This is a genomic window from Hyphobacterium sp. (assembly GCF_043584775.1).
Classification (GTDB): Bacteria; Pseudomonadota; Alphaproteobacteria; order Caulobacterales; family Maricaulaceae; genus Hyphobacterium.
In genome coordinates, this window is record NZ_CP121327.1 from 2,804,311 (window position 1) to 2,827,639 (window position 23,329).

Annotated in this window: 26 protein-coding genes; 9 read left to right on the plus strand and 17 right to left on the minus strand. The window is 58.1% G+C overall.

Translation table 11 applies throughout. The features are described 5' to 3' along the window. Positions 1 to 94: 94 nt before the first annotated feature. From P0D52_RS13965 to P0D52_RS13975, 3 genes are all read left to right on the plus strand, one after another. The gene (locus P0D52_RS13965; RefSeq protein ID WP_394693257.1) at positions 95 to 892 is read left to right on the plus strand and encodes a DUF1295 domain-containing protein; all 798 of its coding nucleotides are present in this window, start codon (positions 95 to 97) and stop codon (positions 890 to 892) included. 59 nt (positions 893 to 951) lie between these two features. Then, positions 952 to 1,437: a hypothetical protein gene (locus P0D52_RS13970; protein WP_394693258.1), complete on the plus strand. Its 486-nt coding sequence runs from the start codon at positions 952 to 954 to the stop codon at positions 1,435 to 1,437. Between the two features lie 83 nt (positions 1,438 to 1,520). After that, complete coding sequence (locus P0D52_RS13975) at positions 1,521 to 1,829, plus strand: hypothetical protein (RefSeq protein ID WP_394693259.1); 309 nt, start codon at positions 1,521 to 1,523, stop codon at positions 1,827 to 1,829. A 13-nt stretch (positions 1,830 to 1,842) separates the two neighbouring features. Here the strand turns inward: P0D52_RS13975 and P0D52_RS13980 are convergent, their stop codons facing one another. Next, entirely contained in the window at positions 1,843 to 2,259 is a 417-nt protein-coding gene (locus tag P0D52_RS13980; protein ID WP_394694800.1) for a DUF1330 domain-containing protein, read from the minus strand. A 149-nt stretch (positions 2,260 to 2,408) separates the two neighbouring features. Between P0D52_RS13980 and P0D52_RS13985 the strand changes: the two genes are divergently transcribed. Beyond that, the gene (locus P0D52_RS13985) at positions 2,409 to 3,164 is read left to right on the plus strand and encodes a hypothetical protein (protein WP_394693260.1); all 756 of its coding nucleotides are present in this window, start codon (positions 2,409 to 2,411) and stop codon (positions 3,162 to 3,164) included. A gap of 47 nt (positions 3,165 to 3,211) precedes the next feature. Continuing rightward, a complete protein-coding gene (locus P0D52_RS13990) occupies positions 3,212 to 3,646 on the plus strand; it encodes a hotdog fold thioesterase (RefSeq protein ID WP_394693261.1) in 435 nt (144 codons plus the stop codon). Here P0D52_RS13990 and polA read toward each other — a convergent pair. The 3 genes from polA to P0D52_RS14005 all read right to left on the minus strand — a co-directional run bounded on the left by polA (position 3,643) and on the right by P0D52_RS14005 (position 8,590). Then, positions 3,643 to 6,420 (minus strand): DNA polymerase I, encoded by a 2,778-nt coding sequence (gene polA, locus P0D52_RS13995; RefSeq protein WP_394693262.1) that lies wholly within the window; start codon positions 6,418 to 6,420, stop codon positions 3,643 to 3,645. The two genes, P0D52_RS13990 and polA, sit on opposite strands and share 4 nt — an antisense overlap. A gap of 490 nt (positions 6,421 to 6,910) precedes the next feature. Continuing rightward, the gene (locus P0D52_RS14000) at positions 6,911 to 8,392 is read right to left on the minus strand and encodes an SLC13 family permease (protein WP_394693263.1); all 1,482 of its coding nucleotides are present in this window, start codon (positions 8,390 to 8,392) and stop codon (positions 6,911 to 6,913) included. Between the two features lie 9 nt (positions 8,393 to 8,401). After that, a complete protein-coding gene (locus P0D52_RS14005) occupies positions 8,402 to 8,590 on the minus strand; it encodes a zinc-finger domain-containing protein (protein ID WP_394693264.1) in 189 nt (62 codons plus the stop codon). A gap of 72 nt (positions 8,591 to 8,662) precedes the next feature. On the opposite strand from P0D52_RS14005, the gene P0D52_RS14010 reads away from it, so the two are divergent. Together P0D52_RS14010 and P0D52_RS14015 are read left to right on the plus strand one after the other, a co-directional pair. After that, positions 8,663 to 9,625 carry an ABC transporter ATP-binding protein gene (locus P0D52_RS14010; protein ID WP_394693265.1) on the plus strand — a complete coding sequence of 321 codons (963 nt, stop codon included), beginning with the start codon at positions 8,663 to 8,665 and terminating at the stop codon, positions 9,623 to 9,625. A gap of 58 nt (positions 9,626 to 9,683) precedes the next feature. Next, entirely contained in the window at positions 9,684 to 10,055 is a 372-nt protein-coding gene (locus tag P0D52_RS14015) for a hypothetical protein (RefSeq protein WP_394693266.1), read from the plus strand. Here P0D52_RS14015 and P0D52_RS14020 read toward each other — a convergent pair whose 3' ends face one another. From P0D52_RS14020 to P0D52_RS14045, 6 genes are all read right to left on the minus strand, one after another. Next, on the minus strand, positions 10,056 to 10,928 hold the full coding sequence (locus tag P0D52_RS14020) for a ParB/RepB/Spo0J family partition protein (protein WP_394693267.1): 873 nt from the start codon (positions 10,926 to 10,928) through the stop codon (positions 10,056 to 10,058). Beyond that, a complete protein-coding gene (locus P0D52_RS14025) occupies positions 10,925 to 11,767 on the minus strand; it encodes a ParA family protein (protein ID WP_394693268.1) in 843 nt (280 codons plus the stop codon). The genes P0D52_RS14020 and P0D52_RS14025 overlap by 4 nt, the downstream gene beginning before the upstream one ends. After that, positions 11,760 to 12,410, minus strand: coding sequence for a 16S rRNA (guanine(527)-N(7))-methyltransferase RsmG (rsmG, locus tag P0D52_RS14030; RefSeq protein WP_394693269.1), 651 nt, complete (start codon positions 12,408 to 12,410; stop codon positions 11,760 to 11,762). Before rsmG ends, P0D52_RS14025 begins: the two co-directional genes overlap by 8 nt. 1 nt (position 12,411) lies before the next feature. Further along, complete coding sequence (gene mnmG / locus P0D52_RS14035; RefSeq protein WP_394693270.1) at positions 12,412 to 14,274, minus strand: tRNA uridine-5-carboxymethylaminomethyl(34) synthesis enzyme MnmG; 1,863 nt, start codon at positions 14,272 to 14,274, stop codon at positions 12,412 to 12,414. A 90-nt stretch (positions 14,275 to 14,364) separates the two neighbouring features. After that, positions 14,365 to 15,690 (minus strand): tRNA uridine-5-carboxymethylaminomethyl(34) synthesis GTPase MnmE, encoded by a 1,326-nt coding sequence (mnmE, locus tag P0D52_RS14040; RefSeq protein ID WP_394693271.1) that lies wholly within the window; start codon positions 15,688 to 15,690, stop codon positions 14,365 to 14,367. A 5-nt stretch (positions 15,691 to 15,695) separates the two neighbouring features. Beyond that, positions 15,696 to 15,932: a DUF6489 family protein gene (locus P0D52_RS14045; protein WP_394693272.1), complete on the minus strand. Its 237-nt coding sequence runs from the start codon at positions 15,930 to 15,932 to the stop codon at positions 15,696 to 15,698. Positions 15,933 to 16,014: 82 nt separating this feature from the next. On the opposite strand from P0D52_RS14045, the gene P0D52_RS14050 reads away from it, so the two are divergent. Together P0D52_RS14050 and P0D52_RS14055 are read left to right on the plus strand one after the other, a co-directional pair. Continuing rightward, positions 16,015 to 16,710, plus strand: a complete 696-nt coding sequence (locus P0D52_RS14050; protein ID WP_394693273.1) for a dienelactone hydrolase family protein — start codon at positions 16,015 to 16,017, stop codon at positions 16,708 to 16,710. Between the two features lie 8 nt (positions 16,711 to 16,718). Further along, complete coding sequence (locus P0D52_RS14055; protein WP_394693274.1) at positions 16,719 to 17,558, plus strand: glycerophosphodiester phosphodiesterase family protein; 840 nt, start codon at positions 16,719 to 16,721, stop codon at positions 17,556 to 17,558. Here P0D52_RS14055 and P0D52_RS14060 read toward each other — a convergent pair. The 7 genes from P0D52_RS14060 to hemH form a co-directional block, all read right to left on the minus strand. Continuing rightward, on the minus strand, positions 17,555 to 18,184 hold the full coding sequence (locus P0D52_RS14060; protein WP_394693275.1) for a glutathione S-transferase family protein: 630 nt from the start codon (positions 18,182 to 18,184) through the stop codon (positions 17,555 to 17,557). The genes P0D52_RS14055 and P0D52_RS14060 overlap by 4 nt on opposite strands. A gap of 66 nt (positions 18,185 to 18,250) precedes the next feature. Continuing rightward, positions 18,251 to 19,192: an alpha/beta hydrolase family protein gene (locus P0D52_RS14065; RefSeq protein WP_394693276.1), complete on the minus strand. Its 942-nt coding sequence runs from the start codon at positions 19,190 to 19,192 to the stop codon at positions 18,251 to 18,253. A 40-nt stretch (positions 19,193 to 19,232) separates the two neighbouring features. Beyond that, positions 19,233 to 19,802 carry an HAAS signaling domain-containing protein gene (locus P0D52_RS14070; RefSeq protein WP_394693277.1) on the minus strand — a complete coding sequence of 190 codons (570 nt, stop codon included), beginning with the start codon at positions 19,800 to 19,802 and terminating at the stop codon, positions 19,233 to 19,235. Next, complete coding sequence (locus tag P0D52_RS14075; protein ID WP_394693278.1) at positions 19,799 to 20,152, minus strand: PadR family transcriptional regulator; 354 nt, start codon at positions 20,150 to 20,152, stop codon at positions 19,799 to 19,801. The genes P0D52_RS14070 and P0D52_RS14075 overlap by 4 nt, the downstream gene beginning before the upstream one ends. A gap of 86 nt (positions 20,153 to 20,238) precedes the next feature. Further along, the gene (gene rho / locus P0D52_RS14080; RefSeq protein ID WP_394694801.1) at positions 20,239 to 21,504 is read right to left on the minus strand and encodes a transcription termination factor Rho; all 1,266 of its coding nucleotides are present in this window, start codon (positions 21,502 to 21,504) and stop codon (positions 20,239 to 20,241) included. A 329-nt stretch (positions 21,505 to 21,833) separates the two neighbouring features. Next, the gene (locus P0D52_RS14085; RefSeq protein WP_394693279.1) at positions 21,834 to 22,298 is read right to left on the minus strand and encodes a CopD family protein; all 465 of its coding nucleotides are present in this window, start codon (positions 22,296 to 22,298) and stop codon (positions 21,834 to 21,836) included. Beyond that, the gene (hemH, locus tag P0D52_RS14090; RefSeq protein ID WP_394693280.1) at positions 22,291 to 23,328 is read right to left on the minus strand and encodes a ferrochelatase; all 1,038 of its coding nucleotides are present in this window, start codon (positions 23,326 to 23,328) and stop codon (positions 22,291 to 22,293) included. Before hemH ends, P0D52_RS14085 begins: the two co-directional genes overlap by 8 nt. Position 23,329 lies beyond the last annotated feature (1 nt).

Below are 23,329 nucleotides of genomic sequence, written 5' to 3' on the forward strand. Positions count from 1 at the left end.
CGTGGCGATCAATCCCGGCTTGGCAGCGATTGTCAAAGAGCATGACCCCGGGAATTTTTGCGCTAGATTGAGGTCAAATGCGGGGAGACACGAAATGGCAGACTTATCCATGCTTCATCTGGCGGGCATCAATCTGGCCATCGCCGTTGGATTGTTCCTGTGCCTCTGGCTGGTAGCGCTTCGGCTGAAAGATGCCAGTTTTGTTGATGCTTTCTGGGCGTTTGGCATGGTGATACTGGCCATCTCCACCTATTGGCTGGTTCACGCCGATACCGAACGTCAGTTGGTTCTGGTGGGATTGTGCGGCGTCTGGGGCTTGCGTCTGGGCCTGCACCTCTTCGGCCGCTGGCGCCGGGAGGGGAAGGACAAACGATACACCAATCTTTTTGCACGCGTTGAGCCCAGGGGTTACGGATTCGCCAGGGCCAGCCTGCTCTTTGTTTTTCTTCCTCAGTCGATCCTGATGTGGCTGGTGAGCCTGCCGGTCCAGTTGGGCCAGTATGGCAGCGGCATTGGCTATCTGGCGATTGCGGGCATCGTCCTGGCCGTCATCGGAATTCTGTTCGAGACGATCGGGGACTTTCAGCTGGAATCCTTCCGCAAGAACCCCGAGAATACCGGAAAAGTCATGGACAGGGGTCTCTGGCGGTATACGCGGCACCCCAATTATTTCGGAGATTTCTGCGTCTGGTGGGGACTTTTCCTGATTGCCGCCGAGGTCCCTTGGGGCTGGCTGGCATTGCCGGGACCGCTTTTCCTGAGCTGGACGCTGCTGAAGTGGAGCGGTGCGCCGCTTCTTGAACGCGGTCTCACAGAGACGCGGCCGGGCTATGCAGACTATGTCGCCCGGACGAGCGGATTTTTTCCCTGGTTTCCAAAAAAGCCTCTTTAAAATCACCCGTAAGCTGATCTAGACTTCAGCATATTCTTGGGGAAATCGGGGAGACGATTATGAATCTGGCAGGCATTCTTGTTCTTGCGGCCATGCAAAATTACGGGCCCATTGATATCAATGGCTGGGAAGTTCGCGGTGCGGTCAACAATGAGGGGGCTTATGTCTGCTCGGCGTCCATCCCGTATAATAGCGGAATAGATCTGGCCTTTGTCCGTTCGGCTTCAACTTTCCGGATTGCTCTGCAGAACGATGCCTGGTCGCTGAATGATGGTCAGCAGTATTCCTTGAGTCTGCGGATTGATAATCGGATCAGCCAGAATGTGACGGCCCATGTGGCCGGGCGGCAAACGCTCGCGATCGATTACGATTATGTCCCGAATAGCACGCTCGAGAATGCGCTGATCTATGGCAATATTCTCTATATCACGGCCCAGCAGGCGGATTTTGAATTTGCCTTGACGAACACGTCCCGGGCCCTGCCGGCGCTCGAAACCTGTCTGCGTCAGGGCAACCGGAATCCGTTTGCCGCCAGCCCGAAATAGACTTGCTTTATCGAGCTGATCCGTTTGTTATTCGCCTATAAGGCGAGGTGTGATTGGCGCATCGCGCCATTGGAGAGATTTTCATGATTGTTCAACTGGCTGCAACGCTGCTCCTGCAAGGAATGGCGAGTGATCCGCTCATCGAGAATGCGCTTCAGGTTTCGGGGCCCGAGGGCGAGTATGTCGTCTTCTTCGAGGCCGACGGCACTTACACGACCAATGTCGGTATTTCCGGAAGCTGGCATCTCGACGGCGACGAATTCTGCGTTGAACGCGCATCGGGTGCCGCAAATTGCCAGCCGCTCATGGCGGACCTTTCGGTGGGTGATAGCTGGACCGGCCAGAATGCAAATGGCGATGAGGTGACCTTCACCCTGATTGCCCGCGAATAAGCCTCAAGGGCGGTCAACCGAAACGTTGGCCGCCCGTTTTTACAGCATGACGAATGAGACGTGAATCGCTGACCGCGGCCTGCCGGTGCGGGACGGCTTCGCGTTGATAAAACTCGTCCGTGACCATTTCCAGAAACGCGCCTGCAGACGGGTAGCGGGCAATGAAGGCGATGTCCCAGAGCCCATCAGCGGGACCGATCAGCATGGCCTGCGGTTCGCCGCGCCAGATAATTTCGCCGCCGACGCGCTGGAATACCGGACCGCTGACTTTTCCATACTCGGCATAGGCCTCTGCGCCGCTGACTTTCCGCCCGGCCGGGTAGAGCGCGGCTTCCCGAAGCCGGATCAGGTTTAGCATGTCAATCGGTTGGTCACGAGGGAGCGACTTGAAAACGTCAAAGCTCTCGCGGGTCGGATCGATATGGGTCAGCTCAGCCTCCGTCGGTTATGAGTCGGGATTTCAACTCGAGAAAGTGCAATCAGACTAACAACTTCGTGTAAAACGGGAAATTGGAAAAATTTCTATTCAGGCGTGACCTTTAACGGGAATCCTGTTAACGATTTCGCAGGGGAGAGAGCATGCGGCGGACGATCGAGCTGATTTGCGCTGGAAGCGTCGCCATTGCCGGTTTGATGACCGGCATGGTGGGACCTGTGGAGTCGTCCGAACAAAGCTGGGATCCGCGCGCCGCCGTTCTGAACTCCTTCCGCGATCATTACAGCCCTCAAGTGTCGAACGAAACCGCCCGCACGGCGACAGCCATCATGCAAATTCGCCAATCGTATGACCCGGACATGTCCGGCACCCGCACGCGCTTTGTGCTGGCAGATCCCCCAGGCCCGGGCGAATTGGTCATTGAAGGTGAAACCCGCGCCGAGGAAGCTTTTCAACGTGCCGGGTTGAGCAATAGCGAGCCGCCACGCATGACGACAAGCGTCCGGCTGGCCGCGCCAATGGAAGCTGCTGACAGTGATGCTGTCGTGACGCCCTATGCCGGGTTGGCCTTGACGCCGGAGGGAACAGAAGCCCGAGTCGGCGCGCAGCTTCGCGTCGGCGATGGACGGGGAGATGAATCGCGCTGGTTTCTTTTTGCCGCAGCAGAACGCCAGGCCCTGTTCTATGATGCGACCGATATGGACCGGCCCCTGCGCGCCATTGATATCACGCCATACAGCGTGATCGGTGATGTTCAGGTCGGGCTGGCCTATCGGCTGACCAGTCGCGCCGATGTTGCGCTAGCCTATGTCCGCCGGGACTGGGCCTATCAATACGGCACGGACAAATGGGAAGAAGAAGAGGGTTTTGCGGCTGTTTCCCTCGCCGCCCGCTGGTAATCCCGCTCTTGTCGACATAAATCTCTCTCCGGATCAAGGAGACAGACATGTCCAATATCTGGCACGGCGGTCGGTTTCCGCTGGAAATGGCAAATTTTTCCGATCGCAAGACAATGGCCGATGCCATCGGCATCGAGATCACCGAAGCGGGTGACAACTGGGTGCGCGGCAAAATGCCCGTCGACCATCGCACACATCAGCCTTTCGGACTGTTGCATGGCGGCGCGTCCGTGGCGTTGGCGGAAACGCTCGCGTCGATTGGCGCTTTTTGCACCATCAACCCGGACACCCATGCCGCTGTCGGGATGGAGATCAACGCCAACCATCTCCGCCCGGTCCGCGAAGGATTTGTCTATGGCGAAGCCGTGCAGGAATCGATGGGCCGGACCACACAAGTCTGGACGATCCGGATCACCAATGAGAAAGGCAAGCTGGTCAGCCTCTCGCGTTGCACGATGGCGATCATCAAGCAGGCCGGCTAGTGCGCCTCGCCCCAGTGATGTCCGGCCTTGGCATCGACCTCCAGCGGTACGGAGATATCAATCGCCGGCAGCGCCGCCTTGCTCATGACATCCCTTGCCAGTTCAATCATGGCATCGGCCTGATCTTCCGGCACTTCAAAGACCAATTCATCGTGTACTTGCAATAACATGCGTGCCTCCAGCCCGGCGGCCTCAATGGCGCCCGGCAGTCGGATCATCGCCCGGCGGATGACATCAGCCGCCGATCCCTGGATGGGCGCATTGATGGCCTGACGCTCAGCGAACTGGCGCATATTCGGGTTCTTGTCCCGAATGGATGGCAAGTGCGCGCGGCGGCCGAAAATCGTCTCGACATAGCCCCTGGATTTCACCTCTTCACGCTTTTCATCCATGTAGGTTTTGACGCCCGGGAATTTCTCGAAATATTTTTCGATGAAGTTTTTCGCTTCATCGCGGCCAATGCCGAGATTATTGGCCAGGCCAAAGGCCGATATCCCGTAGATAATGCCGAAATTGATGGCCTTGGCCTGACGCCGCACCATCGGGTCCATGCCCTCGATCGGCACGCCGAACATTTCGGACGCTGTCATGGCGTGAATGTCATCACCGCGTTTGAAGGCGTCCTTCAGGGCGGCGACATCGGCAATGTGGGCGAGCAGGCGGAGTTCGATCTGCGAATAATCCGCCGCGACCAGAACATTGCCCGGCTCGGCGATGAATGCGGCGCGGATTTTGCGGCCTTCTTCTGTCCGGATCGGAATATTCATCAGATTGGGCTCGGAGGAGGCCAATCGCCCGGTCGTCGTTGAGGCCAGCGAGAAGGAGGTGTGCACCCGGCCCGTATCGGGATTGATGGCCGCGCCCAGCGCATCGGAATAGGTTGATTTCAGCTTTGAAAACGTCCGCCAGCTGAGGATGGTTTGCGGCAATTCATGCCCCTCGGCGGCCAATTGCTCCATCACCGAGACATCGGTCGACCAGGCGCCGGTCTTGGTTTTCTTACCGCCGGGCAGGCCCATCTGACCGAACAGGATTTCGCCCAGCTGTTTCGGACTGCCGAGATTGAATTTGGTGCCGACCAGCTCATAGGCGCGATCTTCATGTTCGGCCATTTTCTGGGCAAAGTCAGACGACAGGCGGGACAGCTGCGCCTTGTCTACCTTGACGCCGGCGAGCTCCATATCGGTCAGGATTTGCGGCATGGGCCGCTCGATCGTTTCATAGAGTGTGGCCTTGCCCTTGCCGGGCACGCTGGGTTTGAGAATCTCCCACAGGCGCAAGGTCACATCGGCATCTTCGGCGGCATATTCGGTGGCCTTGGGCAGATCGACCTCGGCAAAGCTGATCTGTTTCTGGCCCGTACCGCAGACGTCCTTGAACGCCATCGGCGTATGGCCGAGGTGAAGCTCGGAGAGTTCATCCATGCCATGCCCGTGCAGGCCGCTATCAATGACATAGGACAGAAGCATGGTGTCGTCATAAGGCGCAACGCGCACCCCATAACGCGAGAGCACAGCCAGATCGTATTTGATGTTCTGGCCAATTTTCAGGACGGCCGGGCTTTCCAGCAGCGGTTTCAAGGCCGCGATGGCCTCTTTCAGTTCAATCTGCTCAGGCCGGTCGCCATCGCCCAGCAAATCGCCTGCCGTGCCATGATCCAGCGGAATATAGCAGGCCTTGCCCGGGGCCGTCGCGAGCGAAATGCCAACCAGGTTGGACGCTACCGCCGACAGACGGTCTGTCTCCGTGTCCACGGAGATCACGTCGGCCCTGAAGCTAGCCTCGATCCATTTGTCCAGCGCCGCCATCGTCGTCACGCACTCATAGGCCGATCGGTCAATCGGTGCTGTGGCATCACCCGTTGCATCTGCGGCGGGCGCGCCCAGCGCTTCTTCAACGCGGCGGGTGATCGTACGAAATTCCATCTCTTTCAGGAAACCGACGAGGGTTTCGGCATCGGGTTCGGCGGTGCCGAATTCGTCCAGCGCGTTTTCAACCGGCACATCGGTTTTCAGCGTCACCAATTCCTTGGAGATGCGCGCCATATCGGCAAATTCGATCAGGTTCTCGCGCCGCTTGGTCTGTTTGATCTCTTCCGCGCGCGACAGGAGCGTTTCCAGATCGCCATATTCCTCGATGAGCTGGCTGGCGGTTTTCGGGCCAATACCCGGAATGCCCGGCACATTGTCGGAGGAATCGCCCATCAGCGACTGGACCTCGATCACCTTGTCCGGACCGACGCCGAATTTCGCGACGACGCCCGCCGGGTCGATCCGTTTGTTCTTCATCGTGTCGAACATGGTGACACGCTCGCCGACGAGCTGCATCAGATCCTTGTCCGAGGACACGATGGTGACCTTCGCCCCCTTCGCCTCGGCCTGCCGCGCATAGGTGGCGATCAGGTCATCCGCCTCGAAACCTTCCATTTCGATACAGGGCGTGCCGAAAGCGCGTGTGGCATCTCGGATGATGGAAAATTGCGGCACCAAGTCTTCAGGCGCTGGCGGGCGATGGGCCTTGTATTCCGGATAAATGTTATTGCGGAAAGACTTGCCGGAATAATCGAAAATCACGGCCAGATGGCTGGGTTGCTCCTCGCCTTTGAGGTCTTCCAGCAATTTGAACAGCATGTTGCAAAAGCCCTGCACCGCGCCGACCGGCGTGCCATCAGAACGCGTTAAAGGCGGCAGAGCGTGATAGGCGCGGAAAATATAGCCCGATCCGTCAATCAGATAGACGTGAGAGGTCTCGTCGACTTTGCGTTCAACCGCCATTTGTCCGCCCTAGCTTGCTTGATGTGCAAGCTAGGCGGGGTTGCCGGGAGAGGCAATTGGCGGGTGCGGTCGACAGCTTTCCACAGAGCCGAAGATTCCTGTGGATGCAGTGGTATTGGACTCCACAGCGCAGAGCGAATCGAACAAAATCGTTACGCAGAAATTAGTCACCCTCCGCTCGGGACAGAGGACTGTTACCGCCACGGGCCCAATGCTCGGGAAAGGAGGAAGACATGGCTAAGAACTGCAAGACGGTACGGCGCACAGTGCGTACGACCAGCAAACCTGGGCCGAAGAACGTGACAGTGCGTACGCACAAACGTTCTACGCCCAAGCGTTGCAAATAAGGCGTAAGCCTTAATGCGGGGGCGGTGTTTATCTCGCTGGTGGGCACCGCCGTCGCAGTTTTTCTATACTCCCCTGCGCCGGGTGAGTCCGTCAAGCGAATTATCGCTAGTAGCGATAGTAATACAAACGACGTTTGCGAGGATTAACCCGGAAACACAATCGGGCCTAATAGCGCGCCCAGGGCCGCAATCACCACAGCCCCGGCGAGATTGAGGCGGAGGCCGGCTTTCATCATCTGGCCCTGCGTGGTGGCGCCAGAGGCATAGACGATGGCATTGGGCGCGGTCGCCACCGGCAGCATGAAGGCAAAGCTGGCCGCAATGGCCACCGGCACGATAAGTCGTTCTGCCGGAAAGCCTGCGCCTGCGGCCATGGCCGCCAGCACGGGCAGGAAGGCCGATGTGGTTGCCACATTCGAGGTCAGCTCAGTCAGGAAAATCACGAGCAGGACCAAGCAGAAGATGAGCAGCGGGGCCGGAAAGGCGGCCAGGAAGCTCATCTGCCCGCCGAGCCAGTCGGCCAGTCCCGTCGCGGTCAGGGCGGCGGCCAGTGACAAACCGCCGCCAAACAACACGATCACATTCCAGGGCAGGCGATGTGTGTCTTCCCAGATGAGCAGCATCTTGCCTTTTCCATCGCCTTGCCCGCCCGCGGGAATGAGAAACGCCATCAGGGCGCCGAGTATGGCGATCTGCGTGTTGGATACGCCAAGTTCGATAGTGAGGTTCAGGCTTTGCTGGACCCAGTCTAGAAACGGATTCCAGAGATAGGCCTGTCCCATCCAGAGCGAGGCGACAACGCCGAACAATATGGCGACGCGGACCTCCGGCGCGGTAATCTTGCCCAGCGCTATCAGTTCTTCGGTCACGATGCGGCGGGCAGCGCCCGAATCGACCCGGCTGGTCAGCTTGAACGCCCAGCGAGTTAGGATGAACCACATGACGGGGATAAACAGGATGACCGCCGGAAGGCCGACCATCGACCAGGTGACGGGGTCGATCGTGCGCCCGAATTCGCGTTCCAGAAATCCGATGGCAATCAGATTGGTCGGCGTTCCGACAAAGACCCCAACGCCCCCGACCGAGGCCGCATAGGCGACACCCAACGCCAGTGCGACGGGGAAGTCCTTGCTGGCGTGGCCTTCCTTGCCGACTTCCTGTGCGACGCGCAGCGCAATCGGGATCATCATGATGGTGGTGGCGGTGTTGGAAATCCACATGGACAGCAAGGCGGCCGCCGTCATGAAGCCGGCGATGAGAAGATCCGGACGGCCCCCGAATATCTTCACGACATTCAAGGCGATACGGGTGTGCAGATTCCATCGTTCGATCGCCATGGCGATGATGAAGCCGCCGAGCAGCAGCATGACGATGGGGCTGGCATAGGGGCTGGCCGTAGCGCCAACGGAATTGATGCCGAGAAGCGGAAAGAGCGCCAGCGGCACCAGCGCTGTGGCCGCAATCGGAATGGCTTCGGTGGCCCACCATGTCGCCATCAGCAAGGCGAGTGAAGCAAGAAGCCAGGCTTCGCGACTCAAGCCCTCGGGAAGCGGCAAAAACTGGAGCGCGACCGCAAGGACGATGCCCGTAATCAGGCCAATATTCTGGGCAGAGTTACGAGCCATGCCGCCGCGTTATTTCGCGGTATCTGCGGGACCGCCCCTGGCGACAAAGCGCCGGTCACAATAACCGCATTCTACATAGCCGGTATCGCGGTCCATCTCGTACCAGACTTTCGGATGCCCCAGTGCGCCGCCACCTCCATCACAGGAAACGCGATGCTGGTCCGTGACGACAACTTCGGGCGGTTGGGGCGCGGTCATGGCAGAGCTCCGATGGACATGGGCAGATGGCGGGCATAGTTATGGGTCTCAACCCGAGCCGTCAATCAGGACATGTCGATGACTGAATTACCCGAATACGCTCTGGAGGCCGTCGATCTGCGCAAGACGTATGGCGGGAGCAAAACGGCACCCGGCAAGGAAGCGCTGAAGGGCGTGACCCTGCGGATCAAGCGCAGCTCCATCTTTGGCCTGCTGGGCCCGAATGGTGCCGGAAAATCGACCTTTATCAATATCTTCGCTGGTCTGGTGAACAAGACGTCCGGCAAGGCGGTGATCTGGGGCCGGGATATCGATAAGGAAGCGCGGGATGCGCGCGCCGCGATCGGTATTGTGCCTCAGGAAATCAATATGGACGTGTTTTTCACGCCGTTCGAGACGCTGGAATTGATGGCCGGCTTCTACGGCGTGCCGAAAAGTGAGCGCCGGACAGAAGAAATTCTGGCCGCCGTCGGACTGTCCGACAAGCGTGATGCCTATGTGCGGCAATTATCGGGTGGTATGAAACGCCGGTTGCTGGTGGCGAAAGCGCTGGTTCACAACCCGCCCATCCTCGTGCTGGATGAGCCGACGGCGGGTGTGGATATCGAGTTGCGGCGGCAACTCTGGGCCTATGTACGCGAACTTCATGCTGCCGGAACCACCATCGTTCTGACCACGCACTATCTGGAAGAAGCGCAGGAGCTTTGCGACGAAATTGCCATTGTCGATCAGGGCGAGGTGATTGCCTGTGAGCCCAAGGAATCCCTGCTCAAGCGCATGGATACGAAAGTGCTGGTGATTGACCCTGTTGAGGCGCTGGACGCAGTACCGGAAACTCTGGCGAACTTTGATACAGAGCTTCGAAGCGGCGGTTCTCTTGCTGTGAGTTACAAGTTCGGTGAGCAATCGGTCGCGGAAATCATTGAAAAATATAATGCATCTGGTGCACGGATTTCAGACTTGCGGACGGAAGAGCCGGATCTGGAAGACGTTTTCATGGCATTGACGTATAAACGCGACGGCCACGCGGCCTGATACTGCCTTTATTTGGTCAAATCTGGCGAAGAGGGTGTGAGGGCAAACGGAGGTCGCCATGAAGTTCATTCGCCGCGTATTCGCCGCTCTGGTCTCGATCGGACTGTTTGTCTTCCTCACCTATGTGTTCTCGGTCTTCCTCAATCCGCAAGGCCAAAGCGGATGGGTGACGGCGCTCGTGCTGGTTGGTGTTTCGGCGATTGGTTGCATCCTGCTGTATGGCTGGATGGCGACGCCCGGACGCCGCATAGAGCTGGATTCCGGTCTCGATGAGGATGGCGGGTCCATCGGGCTCGGCCTGACGGGCGTTGGCATGGCCAACCGGCGGCGCCGGGATGAGGGCGATCCCGATGATGTCGGGGGACGCCGGCAGCGCGATTCTGACGATGATACAGACGATACCGACGCCGGACTGTCGGATCTGACCTGATTATCCCGCGTTCAGACGCCGGATGATATCATCCAGCTGTTCCAGCTTTGTATAAGCGATCGTCAATCGTCCCGCCTCACCCTTGCCGTGATCTATCTCGACCGTAAGCCCCAGCCGATGAGAGATGTCCTGTTCGAGCGCTCTTGTGTCGGCATCCTTGCCGGATGATACGGACTTGGTCTCTGGTGCCTTCTTGCTGCCGGGGCTCTTCATGAGGTTTTCGGCCTGCCGGACGCTCAGGCCCTGGCTGACAATATTGTCGGCCAGAACCGCGCAATTCGGTGCCGTGGCGATGGCTCGGGCATGCCCCATCGACAACCGGCCATTCGCAAGGTGAGCCAGAACGCTTTCCGGCAAGGCCAGAAGGCGCATCATATTGGCGACATGGCTGCGGCTTTTTCCAACCGCACGGGCGATTTCATCCTGCGTGTGTTCAAAACGGTCAACGAGCTGTTTATAGGCGCGTGCTTCCTCGACCGGATTGAGGTCGGCGCGCTGGACGTTCTCGACGATCGCGATTTCAAGTGTTTCCCGATCCGTGAGATCGCGGATCAGGACCGGAATTTCATGGAGGCGGGCCATTTGCGCCGCGCGCCAACGGCGCTCGCCGGCAACAATCTGATAGCCATCGCCGCCCGGGGCCGGCCGCACGAGCACGGGTTGCAGTAGACCTTTCTCCTCGATTGAGGCCGACAGGGACTTCAAGTCGGTTTCAGAGAAAACGCGCCGAGGCTGGTCCGGATTGGCGCTGATCTCCTCAATCGGAATCATCTGAGCGCCGCCAGAACCCGCATTCTGGGCCTCCGCCACATCACCATCATTCAAAAGGGCTGAAAGACCCCGGCCGAGGCCGCGCGTGCGTTCCTTGCTCATGCGGGAACCTTTTCATTTTCAATACGTTGGCGTTTTTCCTGCTGCACAATTTCTTTCGCCAAGGCGATATAGGCCTGGCTGCCCGTGCAGTTGAGATCATAGAGGAGAACCGGCTTGCCGAAGGACGGGGCTTCAGAAACGCGGACATTCCGGGGGATCAAGGTCTTGTAGACCTGATCGCCAAAATGTTCGCGGACATCGGCCTCGACCTGGCCGGAAAGATTGTTTCGCGCGTCAAACATGGTGAGCACAACACCCTGAACCGCGAGTTTCGGATTCAGATTGGTGCGGACGAGATCAATAGTCCGCATCAACTGGCTCAGCCCCTCGAGGGCGAAAAACTCACACTGGAGCGGGACAAGGACTGAGTCAGCAGATGTCAAAGCGTTGACAGTCAACAAGTTCAATGAGGGCGGACAATCAATCAGGACGTAATCGCAATGATGGCCCGAATCGCTCAGCCGCTTTCTCAGACGGTCGATGGCGTGCCGCATCCGGTAGGATCGGCGCGGCGCAGATGCGAGTTCGAGCTCTGCGCCCGACAGATCGGGATCTGACGGTGCCAGCGACAATCCGGGAACCAGGGTATCAACGAGGGCGCGTTCGAGTGGCTGCTCACCAACCAGCACATCGTAAGTCGTTATCTTGCGGTCGGCTGGCGGAACACCAAGCCCGGTTGAGGCATTGCCCTGCGGGTCAAGATCCAGAATGATTACCTGTTTGCCGATAGCGGCGAGCGCTGTACCCAGATTGATCGTCGTTGTGGTCTTTCCGACGCCGCCTTTCTGATTGGCGACGGCGATCACTTTCGGTGCTTTCCCGCGGTGGACCTCAGGCATGACGGTTTCCCTTTCTGGGTCGAACCGAAGAGAGATGAAGTATGACTCCATCATCACTGGTCAGACTCGGCCGAACATCTACCTCGAAGGTCCAGTATTTGTTGGCATCCGTCAATTCCTGACGGTAGCGCTGACCCTTGGGAAAGAGGCAGATACCGCCGTTTTTCAACAGCGGATAGCAATACCAGAGGAGTTTATCGAGGGCGGCCACGGCTCTGGCGGTCACGACATCGAATTTTTGCGAGCGGTCCATGGCCTCGACCCGGCAGTTCTCCATCCGGGCTGGCGCGCCGGTAGCGACGATGGTGGTCTGGACAAAACGCGCTTTCTTGCCGACAGATTCCGCCATGACGAGTTCGCTGCCGGACAGGCCGCGATCTTTCATGGCCAATGCCAGCGCCAGACCCGGTATACCGGCGCCAGCGCCAAAGTCGAGCCATCGCAACCCGTCCTGGGGTGCATGATCGATGAGCTGAAAGCCATCAAGGGCATGGCGCTTCCAGAAATCGTCCATTGTGGACCGGCCGACCAGATTGGTCGCCTTGTTTGCCTCGGCAAGGAGGTCATGCCAGATCACAAACTTCTCCAGTGTTTCACGTGAAACACCGGTTTCCGCCCGGAAGTCTGAGGGGCCGTAACTCAACTCAACCTGCCCGGCGCGATTGCTTGATGTACGCGAGGACCGCGGTAATCGCACCCGGCGTGACGCCTTCGATCCGACTGGCCTGACCGAGTGTGGAAGGTTGAGCGGCCCTGAGCTTCTCCCGCGCTTCGGAAGACAGCCCGCCAATGGCACCGTAGTCCAAGTCGGGGGGGAGATTGATAGCCTCGTCCCGGCGGAAGGCCAGAATATCGGCCTCCTGCCGCTGAAGATAGTTGGCATATACGGCTTCGATTGCCAATTGCTCTCCAATGTCCGATTCAATGCCCTGAAGCTCGGGGAAGGCCGCCGACAGTTTCGTCCAGTCGACATCCGGATAGCTTAGAAGCTCACGCGCTGTTCTGCGCCGGCCGTCCTGATTGATGGCAATGCCGAGCTTCTGTGCCTCTGCCGGTGTCAGGGAGAGTCGCTCGAGCGTGAGCCGCGCAGCGTCGAGGTCTTTTGCCTTTTGGGCAAAGCGGTTCTGACGGTCTTCGGACACACCCCCCAGGGATATGGCAAGAGGAGTCAAACGCTGATCTGCATTATCGGCGCGCAGGGAAAGGCGGTATTCGGCACGGCTGGTAAACATACGGTAGGGCTCACTGACACCTCGAGTCACGAGGTCATCGATCAGCACGCCGATATAGGCTTCAGAGCGACTGAGGATGACGGGCTCTTTATCGCTCGCGGCACGGGCAGCATTGATACCCGCCATCAGGCCCTGAGCGGCGGCCTCTTCATACCCCGTCGTGCCATTGATCTGACCGGCGAGATAAAGTCCCGGGGCCGCGCGGACCTGTAAATCCGACATCAATTCGCGCGGATCGACATAGTCATATTCAATGGCATAGCCGTAGCGTGCGACCTCGACATTTTCGAGCCCGGGAATTGTGCGCAGGAAGGCGAGCTGAACGTGGTCCGGCAAGGATGTCGAAATGCCATTGGGATAAACGAGGTCGGTATCGAGGCCTTCCGGCTCCAGGAAGATCTGGTGGCTATCCTTGTCGGCAAACCGGTGGATCTTGTCTTCAATGGAGGGGCAATAGCGCGGGCCCCGGCCGGATATTCCACCGCCATAAACCGCTGATTGGTCGAGATTTTCAGCAATAATCCGATGGGTTTCAGGCGTGGTGTAGGTGATGCCGCATTCGATCTGCGGCACATTGATCCGATCGGTCAGAAAGGAAAACGGGAAGGGGGCCTCATCTGCTGGCTGGGTATCGAGCTGCGACCAATTAATGGTCGACCCTTTCAACCGCGCCGGTGTGCCGGTCTTGAGCCGGCCCATGCGCAAGCCAAGTCCATAAAGACGATTCGACAGGCCAATGGCAGGTTTCTCGCCAAAGCGACCGGCCGGCGTCCGCTCCAGACCGCGGTGAATCACGCCTTTCAGAAAGGTGCCCGTTGTCAGCACAACACTATTACAGGACCATTCGCGGCCATCATACGCTATAACGCCGGTTATCCGCCCGTTTGAATCCGCGATCAGGTCCTCGATCGCGGCGGCCTCAATGGTCAGGTTCGGGGTCGCCGCCAGTTCAGCCTGCATCGCCTCGCGATATAGCCGACGGTCTGACTGGGTTCGCGGACCGCGCACCGCCGGACCCTTGGAGCGATTGAGCAAACGGAACTGTATTCCCGATGCATCTGCAATGCGGCCCATAATGCCATCCATGGCGTCAATCTCACGTACGAGATGCCCTTTGCCCAACCCGCCAATAGCCGGATTGCAGGACATCTCGCCAATAGTATCGGGATTGTGCGTCAGAAGCAGGGTGCGGGATCCCAGGCGCGCGCTCGCCGCCGCAGCCTCACAGCCTGCGTGACCTCCGCCGATAACGATGACATCCCATTTCAAGGCCATTGGACCAACTCCAGCAAGGGCGCGCTATGTAAGGGTTCCCGCCGCGAGAGTCGAGAGGGGCTCCCCTCTGTTTCACGTGAAACAAAATCGCTATTTGCCGACGCAAAAGCGAGAAAACACCTCGCCCAGCACGTCCTCTATATCCACGCGCCCGGTCAGGCTTTCAAGCGACTGGATCGCCATTCTCAAATCCTCGCCCGCCAATTCCGGCTGGCCGAGAGATGCCGCAGCCCGCGACAACGCTTCACGCGCCCGCTCCACATTCCGCCTGTGCCGGGCGCGGGAGAGCGCCGGCATTTCCCGCCGCCCCAAACGGGCCCGCACTTCGGCCTCCAGCCATTGTTCAAGCTCGGCCAACCCGTCACCCTCAGCTATGGACAAGCGCAGGGCGGCGGGAGCCGAGTCAGGAAGAGTCACGTTGAGTCCCAAATCCGCCTTGTTGAGCACCACAAGGTCAGATTTTCCCAAGACTGGAGTCATTTCCTGATTCCACTCCTCGTGACCGTCCAGAACGGCCACGACCAGATCGGCAGAGTCAGCACGAGTCAGCGCGCGGCGGACGCCTTCCTGTTCCACACGATCATTCGATTCTCTAAGGCCTGCCGTGTCAGCAAGAGTCACAGCAAATCCACCGACCACCAAACGCACCTCGACCACGTCCCGCGTCGTCCCCGGAATATCGGTAACAATGGCGGCATCGCGCTTTGCCAGCGCATTCAGAAGGCTGGATTTGCCGGCGTTTGGTGGACCGATTATGGCGACATCAAAGCCGGTCCGGATTTTCTCACCGCGATGATTGTCATCCAGATGGCGATTCATTTCCGCGCCCAGCGCTTCGATCTCCAGAAGCGCCGTTCGGGCCAGATGATCCGGCACGCCCTCTTCGTCAGGAAAATCGATTTCCCCCTCAATCGCCGCCATGATGGAAATGAGTTGAGTGCGCCAACCATCGTAAAGGCTGCGCAGGGCACCGGTCATTTGCGAGAGCGCCTGCTCTCTCTGGCCGCTGGTTTCCGCCTCGATCAGATCGGCCAGCCCCTCTGCCTCAGTCAGATCCAGCTTTCCGTGCTCGAAGGCCCGCCGCGTGAACTCTCCTGCTTCAGCCGGCCGGCCGCCCAATTCCATGATGCGGTCCAGCACGGCCTCAATGACGGCCGGTCCACCATGCACCTGAAATTCGGCGCAATCCTCACCGGTGAAGCTGGCCGGCGCCGGAAACAGCAGAACAAGCGCCTGATCGATCAGCGCACCGGCCTGATCCACGATGTTGCGAAGCGCGGCCCTGCGGGGCGCGGGCGGATTTCCCGAAACCGCCGACCCGACGATTGCAGGCGTCAAAGGACCGGATATCCGGATCACCGCCACGCCGGAGCGGCCCGGCGGAGTAGCCAGGGCGAAAATGGTATCCGGTTTCATGAAAACTAGTCTTTCGGCGGCGTTCCGGCCTGACGCATGAGCGTCATGAATTGATCCTGCATCTGGCCACCAAAGCTCATCCAGTTCTTCATCAATACGTCCGGCTCAAGCGAAGACATGTTCTCCTGCATACGTTTGGACATTTCCTTGACCATGGCCTCATTCAGAGGCGTCACATCCGGAAGGCCAAAAAATGCACGCGCTTCCGCCGGGGTGCAGTCGATATCGATCTTGACCTTCATGGACAGCTTCCCTTGTTGTTGACGTCATAGCTTATATCCTCTGACGTGAGACGCTGCAAAAAGCAAATCAAGGGAGTCTTTCATGACCACCGAAATGATCACGATTCACAGTCCGGATGGCGATTTCCAAGCCTATCGCGCCGCGCCCAAAGGCGGAAGCGGTCCGGCCATCATCGTTATTCAGGAAATCTTCGGCATCAATCAGGTGATGCGGGATATCTGCGATGACCTGGCAGAGCAGGGCTATATCGCCATCTGTCCGGACCTCTTCTGGCGGATTGAGCCCGGCATTGATATCACCGACCAGACTCAGGAAGAGTGGGACAAGGCTTTTGATCTGTTCGGCAAGTTCGACGTGGATCTCGGCGTCAAGGATATTGCCACAACCCTTGAACATGCACGCCGGGATTCGTCCAACAACAAGGTCGGGGCCATTGGCTACTGCCTGGGAGGGCTTCTGGCCTATTTGACGGCTTGCCGGACCGGTGTCGAAGCCAGCGTCGGCTATTACGGCGTCAATATCGCCAAGTTTCTGACCGAAGCCGACAATATTTCCGGCCATCTCATGCTTCATATTGCCGGTAAGGACGAATTCGTTGATGCCGCCGCCCAGAAAGCCATGCATAAGGGCCTCGACGATCAAGCGAGCGTCACACTTCACGACTATCCAGAGCAGGATCACGCTTTTGCCCGGCAGGGCGGAGCCCATTTTGATGCCCGGGCTGCAGATCTGGCCAATACCCGTAGCCGCGCTTTCCTGCAGGCCCACATCGGATAGGACTCATCATGCCGCTGACCAGCGCCCTTCTCGCTTTCTCCCTTCAGGCCGGGCCGCCCCTGCCTCCCGTCTCCGATTTGCTGGATTGTGCGCGGGAGGCCGACGCCACGCTGGTCGCGGTTCACAGAGCCGGCGGCTTTGCGCCCGGTATTCCGGAAAATTCACTGGCCGGTCTTCGCCGGTCCGCGGAACTGGGTGCCGCTTTTGCGGAAATCGATCTTCGCGAAACAGCGGACGGGCATATCGTTCTGATGCACGATTCAACGCTGGATCGGACCACGACGGGAAGCGGAGAGGTTTCCGCGATGACCCTTGCCGAGCTGAGCGAAATCCGGCTGCTGGATGCGCAGGGCCGCCGGACACGCGAACGGATCCCGACACTCGAAGACGCCTTCACCACCGCCCGCGAAGCCGGAATTTATCTCGAACTCGATCTCAAGGGCATTGATCCCGCCCGGGCCGCTCAGCTCGCTGTTGATGCCGGCATGGCCCAACAATCCCTGATCATTGTCTATGATGTCGCCCTGGCCGATCCGGTGCAGGCCGTTTCAACGGAGATCGGGATATCCCTGCCCTTCACAGACCACTACACCGTGCTCAACAGCGAGCTGGACATTGATCCCTTGATCAGCTGGGTCGGGCGCGGCGTGCCCGATGCCCGCACCGAAGCCTTCCTGACCGGCCAGACTATCGAGACGGCCATGCATGACTTCCCGGGCGAGGCCGAGGGGACGATCGATTATGCCTTTATCGACCAGATGCATGTCGAATTGCTGGCATCGGATAGTCCCGAAGCGGCCGTGGAAGCCTTCGGTCGCTGGACTCTGTATTGCGGAATTGATGACTAGTCCGCGCTCGCCCGCTTCCAGCTGTCCAGTGCGGTCGCCCGTTTGAAGTAGGCGTTCACGGTTTCCGGCACGCCGTCGAATTGCTTCACGATCTTCATCAGGAAGAGCATGTAAACCACCGAGACATCGGCCAGCGTGAAACGGCCTCCCGCCAGCCACTCCCGGTCATCGGCCAATCCTCGCTCTGCCAGCAATTGGCAGTGTTTCAGAAACTCGGCCTTGCCCCAGCGCGCCAGAGCCGGATTTCGCTGCGCTTCGGGCAGAAGGGCGGCATGGGCCAGGGTCAGATTGACGGCCGTGCACATCGTCGCCTCGCCAAAGAACAGCCATTCCAGATAGCGTGGATAGTCGGCTTCATCCGATTTCACGATCAGCGGGCTGGGTCCATAGCGCTCGGCGAGATACTGGCTCTGGGCAAGCGATTCCAGGATAACGATATCGCCATCCTGAAGGGCGGGGATCTTCTGAAGCGGATTTATCGCTTTATAGGCTGCTCCCCCGACATCACCCCGATCAAAAGCCGGCTGTTCGATTTCGTAGGGAATTCCCATTTCCTCGAGCACCCAGCGGGGCCGAAGCGAGCGGCTCATGGGTGCGTGAAAAAGCGTAATGTCGGGTGTGGGCATGGTGAAATCCGTATCCGGTGAGACAAGTCTGCCTATCTCACCGGAATCAGGTAAAGGATCAACCGCCTATTGCGAAGCGTTCAGGACCCAGTTCACACCTATGGACAGCAATTCGGCGTCCAATGTGAAGTCCGTCAGATTCTCGTATTCGGTCTGACCTGCGGGATCGCGGATCAACAAATGATTGACGTCGTCAAACATATGCAAGTCCACAGAGCCACCCGCCTCGCCAATGGCACGCGCCAGCGCCCAGGCCTGGTCTGGCTCGACCTGCCAGTCCGACCATCCCTGAAGAATGATCACAGGTGACTGAATGTCTGCTGCAAGCGCAAGCGGATCCATGTGGAAGGCTTCCAGCAGCGTTGCATTCTGCTCGATCATTCCCATCCACTGCGTCTGCAGGTTTGCAAAAATTTCTTCCTGCTCCGCCAGGTCTTCTGTTTGTTCGGAGGCATTCAACCGCAATTGATATTCCAGGACTTCCGGCAGGGCGCGGCCAGGCGACGCCACCAGAACGAGACCGGCCAGTTCATCGTCCCGAGCCGAGATCAGCGACGCAATCATGCCGCCCTCGCTATGGCCGAGCACAAAGACACGGTCCGAATCAATGGCGGCATGGTTGCGGGCCCGCATGATCAGGCGCTGACCAATCTCCACCATGTCATGGATACCCATATCGCTCCAATTGCCTCCGGATTCCCCTTGACCGGCCTCATCGAAAGACATGACCGCAATGCCAGCTTCGATGAAAGCATTCCGCCAGGCGGGATGGGCCGCATACTGGCCGCCGAAAAGCGAGGCCTCGCGATCCTGCGGACCTGATCCGGAAATCAGAAGTACCACCGGCACCGCTTCACTCCATCCGTCCGGCAAGGCCAGATCAGCTGCGATCGTGTATCCATCCGGAGCCACAATCTCGAAATTCTCGCGGGTCTGAGCTTCTGCAATGCCTGAATTCAGGCAAAGGGATATTGTTGCCGCGCCAAGCGCGACTTTTAACATGTTCATTTTATTGACCTTTCGTTTAGGGGAGGAGAGTTGGCGGCTTCTAACGCCGCTTCAGCAATCTCGCGACGACCAAACGCGAGAAAAGGAGTGTCAGAACGGTGGTCACACCGCCTGCCACAGCCATCACCGGCGCCATGAAAGCACCGAGATGTTCGGTTGTACCCGGAGGAGGACCGTCACCGGCCATTACGCCAAGCGCAAAAGGCTGGACATCCGGACCTGTAAAGAGGCCGGTCTGGGCGGGCAGAACAAGCTCGACAACCACGAGCAGGAAGAAGGTACCGGCAAACAGATAGCCGATTGAAATCAGTATGAATCCCACGAATGCCAGAACGCTCCGGCCCGCAACAGAAAGCACGCTCAACAGGAGCTGTCCCGGCGAACCACTCACGAGCGCCTTGCGCAGTTGCGCTTCCTCGATGAAGGCGCGGGCATAGTTCTCGGGCGTACCGAAACCGGCAAGCGCTTCGGCCAGACGCTGTTCGCCTTCGCGGGCGCAATCCTCGAGATGGGACCTGGCTTCATCGAGAATATCGCGACGCTCGGATTCGGAAATTCCGGCCAGACAGGAATCGAGCCGGGAAAGGAATTTGTCTTTCGAGAGGGTCATGACCCGCCTCCTTCAACCATGTCGGTGAGATCGCGGCGAAAGCTCTGCCATTCGGCCCGCATCAGTTCGAGCAGACGCTCGCCATCAGGCGAAAGCCTGTAATACTTCCGGCGCGCCCCACCGTCTTCTGCCTCAACCCAGCGGCTGATGATCTTGTCTGCTTTCTCCAGGCGCTTCAGTAGGGGATAGATGCTGCCTTCGCTGACCTCGAAGCTCGAGCCACGCGACAGCGCATTGAGAATCTCGAGCCCATAGGCTTCGTGGCGTCTTAGATAGGCCAGAACGGCCAGTTCGGCCGCGCCTTTGCGAAGCTGGGATTTCCAGGCGGTGAGCAGGTCTTTATCTTGCATAGCACGTATCATGTATAACAAGCATACATGCTATGCAAGTGTCTTTTGCGGAAAAAAGGGGCGGCCAGCGCCCCTTTCTCCCCGTATCAGGTATTCATAGAGTCAAAGAATTCTGAATTCTGCTTTGTTTCCTTGAGCTTGGACAAAAGGAAATCAATCGCATCCTGGGCCCCCATCGGGTTGAGAATGCGCCGCAGAACATAGGTTTTCTGCAAATCAACCTTGTCGACGAGCAATTCCTCTTTCCGGGTGCCGGATTTGAGGATGTCGATGGCCGGGAAGACGCGCTTGTCCGCAACTTTCCGGTCCAGCACGATTTCCGAGTTACCTGTCCCCTTGAATTCCTCGAAGATGACCTCATCCATGCGTGAGCCGGTATCAATCAGCGCCGTCGCAATAATCGACAATGATCCGCCATTCTCGATATTCCGGGCTGCGCCGAAGAAACGTTTCGGGCGTTGCAGGGCGTTGGCATCCACACCGCCGGTCAATACCTTACCGGATGAAGGCACAACCGTGTTGTAGGCTCGGCCCAGGCGGGTGATGGAATCCAGCAGGATCACGACATCGCGGCCATGCTCAACCAGACGCTTTGCTTTTTCGATGACCATGTCAGCGACCTGAACGTGGCGCGTCGCGGGCTCATCGAAGGTTGAGGCAATCACCTCACCCTTCACCGTCCGCTGCATGTCCGTCACTTCTTCGGGTCGCTCATCAATCAGAAGAACTATGAGATAGCAATTGGGGTGATTGGTTTCGATGGCATGGGCAATATTCTGCAGGATCATCGTTTTACCGGTTCGCGGCGGTGCAACGATAAGGGCGCGCTGTCCCTTGCCGATCGGCGCGACAATATCAATCACGCGGCCGGTCTTGTCTTTCTTGGTCGGGTCCGGAAGTTCCAGATTGAAGCGCTCTTCAGGATAAAGCGGCGTCAGATTATCGAAGTGGATTTTGTGACGCGCCGCTTCCGGATCCACAAAATTGATCAGGCCGATCTTGAGAAGCGCGAAATATCGCTCACCCCGCCTCGGCGCCCGAATTGCCCCTTCGACTGTATCGCCCGTCCGCAGGCCGAATTTCTTGATCTGGTTGGGTGACACATAGATATCGTCCGGCCCGGCCAGATAGTTCGCTTCCGGAGACCTGAGAAATCCGAATCCATCCTGGAGAATCTCCAGTGTGCCGCCGCCGGAAATCTCTACGCCACGTTCCGCCACTTCTTTCAGAACGGCAAACATGATGCCCTGTTTGCGCATGGTCGCGGCATTCTCGATATCGAGGGCTTCAGCGATCTGCAGCAATTCGGTGGGCTTTTTCTCCTTCAATTCCTGAAGGGTCATACGCGTCATGCCCGCGAGCAATTCCGGCAATTGCTTGGGCTCATTGTCGAGCTCGTCTGAATCGTTTTCGCCCTCATTTTCGAGGTCGTCGTCTTCAGTTTCATTGTCATTGTCATCATTATAGTCAGACATCGGGACTCACTTGTGTCGTCAGGGGTCGGGAGTTCAGTTTCAAAGCCTGTTTGTCGGACGGATTCCACTTGGAAATGGAACGGTCAAAACGGGAGTGTCAGGGTTTCCGGGTTCGCCAGAGATCGGGCGCACACCGGGAAAGACATTTCGCGAACGCGAAACTTTCAAAACGAGTGACACAGGCAGCGCAGATCGTCAAGATCGCCTTAACGCAAGGCAACGGTCGCAATCAGCACAATCACGATGGCGAGAACGGCCGGAATTTCATTGTAGATCCGGTATTTGCGCTGGGGCCAGTCATTGCTCCCGGCCTCGAACCGCTTTTTCCGAATGGCAAATATGTGATGCAAACCCGTCATCAGGATCACCGCTGAAAGTTTCACCAGCCAATCCCATTCGTGGAAAATCGACCACCCGCCCGACCGCTCGGCATTTGACCAGATCAACAAGAGCCCGAAAATCCAGGCTGCGATCATCGCGGGATTCATGATCAGTTTGAGCAGGCGGTGTTCCTGTAATTTGAGTGTTTCATCCAGTTCGCCGCCCGGAATTGCATTACAATGGTAGATAAACAATCGCGGCAAATAGAGGAGGCCGGCCATCCAGGCGATGACAGCCAGAATGTGCAGGCCTCTAAACCAGTCATAGCCGCCGAGTATAATCTCAGACATCGAATTCCATCCGGTTGGGACATTTTTTGAAACCGGCCGGACAAATGCGCTTGCCGCATGGCGGCTTCAAACCGACCGGTCCCTCCAAAGCGTCAAGTGTGAGGCGCGAAAGTGTTTCAATATATCCCGTATGCACACCCAGAGCCGGGACGCGCAGATAGGTTTCAATACCCTTCTCTGCGGCCAGTTGCCCATATTCATCGTCGAGCTCGACGAGCGTCTCAATATGCTCCGACACAAAGGCGATGGGCGTTAGAAGGATGCCTTTTCCGTCACTGGCGGCCTGATCAATCGATTCTTCTGTTGATGGACCAATCCACTTCAACGGACCTACCCGGGATTGATAACAAATCTGCCAGTCGTCTATCTCCGGCAATTGCCTTGCCACAGCAGCAGATGTCTGTTCGATCTGCCATTGATATGGATCGCCCTGTGCAACAATGCGTTCCGGCAAGCCATGAGCAGAAAACAGCAAGCGGACAGATTCCGGCGAACCAGCTTCAATCCAGGTCTGCCGAACGAGGTCGGCATGCGCCGAAATGAAAGAGGATTCTTCCGGATAGCAACAGATCGTGCGGGATGCTGGACCCTCCGCCTCTTCCCATCCGGTGAGCGATGAGCCCGTCGTCGAGGTCGAAAATTGCGGATAAAGCGGCAGAAGAACGATCTCATCAGCATCCCAGTTCTTCACAGCCTCGACGGCTTCCGAGACGAAGGGATGCCAGTAACGCATGGCAATGAAAGTTCTGAATTCATCTTCCGGACGGGATTTTCTCAATTCGGCAATGAGTGCATCCGCTTGTTTTTGCGATTCCGGCAGGAGTGGTGACCCTCCTCCCATCAACTCATAATTCTTGCGGGCCGACGGGGCGCGTGTTTTCGATATGAACCAGGCCAGCGCTTCGCGGATGGGTTTGGGCGCGCCGATGATTGCGGGATCGCGGAACAGATTCCGTAGGAAAGGCTGCACATCGTCCGGACCGTCCGGTCCGCCCAGATTGAACAAAACCACCGCAATCTTTCGTGCCATG